Source organism: Devosia elaeis, from assembly GCF_001650025.1.
Taxonomy (GTDB): domain Bacteria; phylum Pseudomonadota; class Alphaproteobacteria; order Rhizobiales; family Devosiaceae; genus Devosia; species Devosia elaeis.
In genome coordinates this window covers 95,681-101,754 of sequence record NZ_LVVY01000130.1, presented here as the reverse complement: position 1 = coordinate 101,754, position 6,074 = coordinate 95,681, and the positions used below count along the sequence as shown (strand labels likewise).

The following is a 6,074-nucleotide window of genomic DNA, read 5'->3' as shown; positions in this document are numbered from 1 at the left end:
CTCCCGGGAACATTTAAACAGACTTCACCGATACAAGCCTGAGGGTGACGAGTAGTGGGCTGGGAAAGGTGACGAGTAGTGGGTTGGGAAAGGTGACGCGTTGGGGTTGGGAAAGGTGACGCGTGGTGCGTTGGTCCGCTGACGAGCGATAATAGGGCGATCAGCGGATGAGGTAAGACAGCGCTAAAACAGGCTCATCTGCCGGGTTTCGAGGCGGGGCGGTTCGAAGAGGTCGATGCGCAGGGGCGGGAGCTTGGCGTCGAGGCCGTAGCGCTCGCGGGCCTTTTCGAAGCGCTGGCGGAGGAGGATCGCATAGGGGCCTTCGCCGGTCATGCGGGTGCCCCAGCGCGAATCGTAATCCTTGCCGCCGCGCGTGTCGCGCACCAGAGCCAGGACATGGCGCACCCGGTCCGGAAAATGACGCAGCAGCCATTCGCGGAACACGTCGCGCACCTCGCCGGGCAGGCGCAGCAGGATCATGGCGGCGCTGACCGCGCCCTGGGCCTTGCCGGCATCGAGAATGCGTTCCAGCTCCATGTCATTGATGGCCGGGATCATCGGCGAGGCGAAAATGGCCGTGGGGATGCCGGCTTCCGAAAGGATGCGGATCGCCTCCAGCCGCCGGGCGGGCGAAGAGGCGCGCGGCTCCATCTTGCGGCTGAGCTTGTGGTCCATCGAGGTCACCGACAGCGCGACCTTGACCAGGCCCAGCCGGGCCAGTTCGGTCAGCAGATCGAGATCGCGCACGATCAGCGCTGATTTAGTGGTGATCATTACCGGATGCCTGGTTTCCAGCATGACCTCGAGAATGCCGCGCGTCAGCTTGTGCTTGCGCTCCGCCGGCTGGTAGGGGTCGGTATTGGTGCCCATGGCGATGGGTTTTGGCCGGTAATTGCGGGCCGCCAGTTCGGCGCGCAGCGCCTCCACCGCATTGGTCTTCACATAGATGTCGCGCTCGAAATCGATCCCGGCCGAGTGGCCGAGATAGGCGTGGGTCGGCCGGGCGAAGCAATAGGAACAGCCATGCTCGCAGCCACGATAGGCATTGATCGAGCGCTCGAAGCCGATATCGGGGCTGTCATTGCTGGTGATGATGGATTTGGCGCGCTCGATATGCTCGACCGTTTCGAACAGCGGCAGCGGCTCGACGCTGCCCCAGCCATCGTCGAAGCTGTCGCGCTGATGGGGTTCGAACCGGCCGGAGCGATTGGACTGCGCGCCGCGCCCCCTGATGCGCTCGGGCTGCACCAGTTCGCGCCGCGCCAGATCGGCGTCGCGGCTGCGGCTCAAACGTTCCAGGGCTTCAAAGGACGGGGCCTGATAAAGGGCCATTTCTCGCTGTCTCCTGCCTGCTGCGCGGAAGAATCGTCGTTCTTCCAACGCATGGAAACGCTAGCAGATGCATGAGAACATAACAAGAACAAGTCTGCGTGACGGGGCAGACGCCTGGCATGCATATCGGCAGACCGGCCATGCATTACAAGACTGGACGGAGCCCGATGTGTGGCGTAGAGAAACCGCCCCGCCGGCCCCGACAGTCAAGTGAACAATTCGGCATTTCCGGCGCCTGCGATGATCGGCATGCGCAGGGCTGGCGCGTTCGCTGCTGACATGGCCTGTCGCGGAATTTTCGGAACGGGTGTCGAAAGCCGGCGGCCCTCCCCGTCGTATGGGCGACACGATCCTCGAAAGGGACACGAGATGACAATGGAAGCCACAATGGAAGCGCTGCCCGAAAGCGCGCCGCATCACCCCGACAATGCAGCGCGGAACCGGCTGGTGATCGCTGTCCTGTTGGTCTCGACCTTCGTGGTCTTCCTCAACGAGACGATCATGAGCGTGGCCATTCCCCACCTGATGAACGATCTCGGCGTGACCGCGAGCGCGGCGCAATGGCTGACCACGGCCTTTCTCCTGACCATGGCCATCGTTATCCCGATCACCGGCTTCCTGCTGCAGCGCATCAATACGCGGCCGATCTTCATGCTCGCCATGTCGGTCTTCACGCTGGGCACGCTGGCCTGCGCGCTGGCGCCGGGCCTCGAAATGCTGATCGCCGGCCGCGTGGTGCAGGCCATCGGCACGGCCATCATGATGCCGCTGCTGATGACCACGGTGATGACGCTGGTGCCGCCCGAGGGGCGCGGCAAGACCATGGGCAATATCTCCATCGTCATGGCGGTGGCGCCGGCCATCGGACCGACCATCGGCGGCTTCATCCTGGGCCATTTCGACTGGCGCTTCATGTTCTATTTCACCCTGCCCATCGCCATCGGCGCTCTGCTGCTGGGCGCGTTGCGGATCCGCAACGTGTCTACGCCGCGCTATGCGCCGCTCGACGTGCTTTCGGTGATCCTCTCGGCCTTCGCCTTTGGCGGCCTGGTCTATGGCCTGTCGAGCCTGGGTGAAGGCGCCGAGCATCCCTCGGTCATTCCGGCCTGGCTGCCGATCGTGATCGGCGCGGTGGCCATGGCGATCTTCATCGCCCGGCAGATGAAGCTGGCCCGGCAGGACAAGGCGCTGCTCGACCTGCGTACCCTGCAGCACCGCAATTACACCATGGCCCTGATCACCATGGCCATCGCCATGGTGGCGCTGCTGGGCAGCTCGATCCTGCTGCCGATCTATACCCAGAACGTGCTGGGCCTCGATACCCTGCAGACGGGCATGATCCTGCTGCCGGGCGGGCTGCTCATGGGCCTGATGGGGCCGATCGTCGGCCGTCTCTATGACCGCGTCGGGCCGCGCCCGCTGCTGGTGCCGGGGGTGATCCTGGTTTCGGCGGTCATGTGGGCGCTGACCTTCGTCAGCCAGTTCACTCCGGTCTGGGCGGTGGTGGCCGGCCATATCACGCTGAGCTTCGGCCTGGCGCTGACCTTCACGCCGCTCTTCACCTCGTCCATGGGCTCGGTGCCGATGCCGCTCTATTCCCATGCCAGCGCCATCCTCGGCTCGGTGCAGCAGGTGGCGGGCGCGGCGGGTATCGCGCTGTTCGTGGCGGTGATGAGCCTGCGCACGGCCGGCGGCATTGCCGAGGGGCTGGACCAGGTCGATGCGCTGGCGGCAGGCATTCGCGCCGGGTTCCTGTGCGGCGCCGTTATCTCGGTGCTGATGGTGGTGGCGGCCTTCTTCGTGCGGCGGCCCGCAGGCGGCGCACCGGGCATGAGCCACGGGCACTGACAGCTACAAAGATCATGATCTGATGGGCGCCGGAGCAATCCGGCGCCTTTTTTCTTAGCGCTCGGCCAGCCGGGGCATCAGTTCGACGAAATTGCAGGGCTTGTGCCGGTAATCGAGCTGACGGCTGAGAATGCCTTCCCAGGCATCGCGGCAGGCCCCGCGCGAACCGGGCAGGCAGAAGACGAAGGTAGTGCCGATCAGCCCCGCGGTGGCCCGCGATTGCAGCGAGCTCGTGCCGACCGTGGAGGCGGAATATTGGTGGAACAGCACCGAAAAGCCCTCCATCCGCTTGTCGAACAGCGGCTCGACCGCCTCGGGCGTCACGTCGCGGCCGGAAAAGCCGGTGCCGCCCGTGGTGAGCACCACATCGACGCCCGGATCGGCGACCAGGGCCTGCAAGGCGGCGCGGATGAGCTGGATATCGTCGCGGATTACCTGGCGGCTATGGCAATGATGGCCATCGGCTTCGAGGAGCGATTTGAGCAGCGCCCCGCCGGTATCGGTCTCCAGCGTCCGGGTATCGGACACGGCGATGACGGCGATGGCGAGCGGCTTGAAATCGCGATCCTCAAATCTTTGCGTCTTGAACATCGCTCTTATCCTCCGGGGTCTCGATCAGCTCTTCGGGCACGCCTGCTTCATGTTCGGCCGGGGCGGCGGGGCCATCGCTGTCCGCCCGCGGATCGAGCGCCACCGTTTCCGGGGTTTCCGGGCCCATGGGCTGGAACGGCGCGCGCGCCGCGGCATCGATGCTCTTGCGGGCGCGCATGCGCAGGAAGGCAAAGCCCGCCACGCCGGCGTGGAACAGGGCGGTGACCATGAACAGCGCCATGGGCGCGATGGCCCCCATCAGCATCGAGGCCAGAGTGGGGCCCAGCGCCAGCCCGGTGCCGTAGATCAGCAGCATGCCGCCTGCCACCTTGGCGAATTCGCCATCGCGGGCAAAGTCGTTCGCATGGGCCACCGCGATCGGATAGAGCGGATTGGCGGCGAGACCGTAAAGGGCGAAGAGCGTGAAGGTCACCCAGCCGGGCCCGGGATTGAGCAGCACGACCAGCAGCCCCACCAGGGCGGCGAAGGCGCCCAGGCCCACCATGACCTGGCGGCGGTCGATCCGGTCGGACAAGCGCCCGAACGGGATCTGGCCGATGGCGCCGGCAATGGCCGCAATGGCGAAGAGCAGGGCGATGCCGCTGGCATCCATGCCCTGCTCGAACCCATAGACCGGGGCCAGCGTGCCGAAAGCGCCATTGGTCATGCCGCAGCAGAACGCCGCCACCGCCGCCACCGGCGAAGTGCGGATCAAAAGCGGCAGGTCCAGCCGGGCCGAAGTCAGCGGGCGCGGCTGGGGACTGGAGGTGAGCGAGGTCGGCAGCACCGCGCAGATGAAGCTGATGGCGCCCACGACGAAGGGGATATAGCCGCCCGTGCCGGTCACCGACATGGCGATCTGCCCCATGGTGGAGGAGGCCATGTTGATGGTGGTGTAGATCGAAAAGATGGTGCCGCGGCTCTCGTTGTCGGCCACTTCATTGAGCCAGCTCTCCACGATCATCGCCGCCCCGGCAAAGCAGAAGCCGGACAGGGCACGCAGCACGATCCAGCTCACATCGTTGATCCAGAGCAGGTTGAGCAGGATGGTGATGGTGCCGATGGCCGCCATGACCGAGAAGGCGCGGATATGGCCGACCTTGCGCACCACCAGCGGCACGGTCAGCGAGCCGGCGACGAAGCCCACCGACCAGCCGGTGCCGATCAGGCCCAAAGCCAGGAGCGAGAAATTCTCCTCCGCGCCGCGCACCGAGAGCAGCAATCCCTGCAGCCCGCCGCCGAACATGAGCAGGGCCGAACCCAGGAACAGGGCATAAATCTTGATGACGGAAGCCATGACGCGCGCGGGCCTTCGTTAGTGTCTGCGTGTGTGCAAATCAGTCGAACGCGACCATAACGTGGCAAATTGCCATGTGTAGCCCAAAAGTCGGGCAGAACCGCCCTATTGCCCTGCCAGCACCTGACGAATGGTGGCCACCGGCAGGAACATGCGCAGCGGATTGGAGGCCAAGGGTCGGAAACCATATCTGGCATAAAGCGCCTGGCGGCGGGTCACCAGGGTAGGTCGACCATCGTCAAGTACGTCGAGAATCACGACCGCGATACCAACGCTTCTCGCGGCGATTGCGATGCGAAGCAACGCGTCAACGAGCAGGTCGCCGCCATAGCCCTGGCCGGCATAACGGCTGTCGACGCCGATCATCGAGAGAAAGGCCGCAGGAATGGAGCCATGCGAGGGGCGGGCGCGGGCAAACTTCGGAGGGAGATCCTGATAATCGACGGCATGGGCGTTGACCGCATAGAAGCCGATGACGCCGCCGGTTGCCGAAGTCATGACATAAACGCGCGTATTGTCGGCCTGCGAAAGCTTGTTGGCGGTCTTTCTGAAGAAGTTGTCGACCTGCTCGACGCCGCAGGAAAACGCCGTTCGATCATGCCTGCCTGGATCGAACGGCTCGATTGTGAAGGACCTGTCTTCCGTCACTTGGACGTAACGCGCCTCTGATGCCGGGCAAAGGCTTCCACCAATGCCGGCGTGGGCCTCGGACTATTGTCGAGCGCTTCGAAAAACGCCGCATGATCCATCGGCTCAAGCATTGTACGCTCGTGCGCCGCGATGGTCTCAAGCGCGGAAGCATAGGCAGCATTCATCGTGAAAACGCTATCGTCCACACCGCTGAGCGTCGCGGCGCGATGAATGGCCGCCTTGATGTGAGGCTTCGTGCGGAAATTCATCCGCTCGGTCGCCCGTTCATCGATGTCTTTGGTTGTATCTCGGAAAGCGCCCATTGCCACCCCCTGTTCTGTTCGGGGGGGCAATGTACGCTTCAGAGGCGTACATT

6 protein-coding genes are annotated in these 6,074 nt (G+C 64.5%); 1 reads left to right on the top strand and 5 read right to left on the bottom strand.

Features of this window, described 5'->3' with window-relative positions; genetic code table 11:
- Positions 1 to 183: 183 nt before the first annotated feature.
- On the bottom strand, positions 184 to 1,332 hold the full coding sequence (locus A3840_RS17700; RefSeq protein ID WP_067460093.1) for a PA0069 family radical SAM protein: 1,149 nt from the start codon (positions 1,330 to 1,332) through the stop codon (positions 184 to 186).
- 375 nt (positions 1,333 to 1,707) lie between these two features.
- Between A3840_RS17700 and A3840_RS17695 the strand changes: the two genes are divergently transcribed.
- Positions 1,708 to 3,180 (top strand): MDR family MFS transporter, encoded by a 1,473-nt coding sequence (locus tag A3840_RS17695; protein WP_245676662.1) that lies wholly within the window; start codon positions 1,708 to 1,710, stop codon positions 3,178 to 3,180.
- 54 nt (positions 3,181 to 3,234) lie between these two features.
- Here A3840_RS17695 and moaB read toward each other — a convergent pair whose 3' ends face one another.
- The 4 genes from moaB to A3840_RS17675 all read right to left on the bottom strand — a co-directional run bounded on the left by moaB (position 3,235) and on the right by A3840_RS17675 (position 6,021).
- Positions 3,235 to 3,771: a molybdenum cofactor biosynthesis protein B gene (moaB, locus tag A3840_RS17690; protein ID WP_067460087.1), complete on the bottom strand. Its 537-nt coding sequence runs from the start codon at positions 3,769 to 3,771 to the stop codon at positions 3,235 to 3,237.
- Positions 3,749 to 5,068: an MFS transporter gene (locus tag A3840_RS17685; RefSeq protein ID WP_067460083.1), complete on the bottom strand. Its 1,320-nt coding sequence runs from the start codon at positions 5,066 to 5,068 to the stop codon at positions 3,749 to 3,751. The genes moaB and A3840_RS17685 overlap by 23 nt, the downstream gene beginning before the upstream one ends.
- A 105-nt stretch (positions 5,069 to 5,173) precedes the next feature.
- Positions 5,174 to 5,716: a GNAT family N-acetyltransferase gene (locus A3840_RS17680; protein WP_067460080.1), complete on the bottom strand. Its 543-nt coding sequence runs from the start codon at positions 5,714 to 5,716 to the stop codon at positions 5,174 to 5,176.
- Complete coding sequence (locus A3840_RS17675) at positions 5,713 to 6,021, bottom strand: type II toxin-antitoxin system TacA family antitoxin (protein ID WP_067460077.1); 309 nt, start codon at positions 6,019 to 6,021, stop codon at positions 5,713 to 5,715. The genes A3840_RS17680 and A3840_RS17675 overlap by 4 nt, the downstream gene beginning before the upstream one ends.
- Between the last annotated feature and the right edge of the window lie 53 nt (positions 6,022 to 6,074).

Bases quoted from the DNA above. Each gene is read 5' to 3' on its own strand.
- A3840_RS17685 (WP_067460083.1), bottom strand. From the start codon at position 5,068: ATGGCTTCCGTCATCAAGATTTATGCCCTGTTCCTGGGTTCGGCCCTG.
- A3840_RS17695 (WP_245676662.1), top strand. From the start codon at position 1,708: ATGGAAGCCACAATGGAAGCGCTGCCCGAAAGCGCGCCGCATCACCCC.
- A3840_RS17675 (WP_067460077.1), bottom strand. From the start codon at position 6,021: ATGGGCGCTTTCCGAGATACAACCAAAGACATCGATGAACGGGCGACC.
- A3840_RS17700 (WP_067460093.1), bottom strand. From the start codon at position 1,332: ATGGCCCTTTATCAGGCCCCGTCCTTTGAAGCCCTGGAACGTTTGAGC.
- moaB (WP_067460087.1), bottom strand. From the start codon at position 3,771: ATGTTCAAGACGCAAAGATTTGAGGATCGCGATTTCAAGCCGCTCGCC.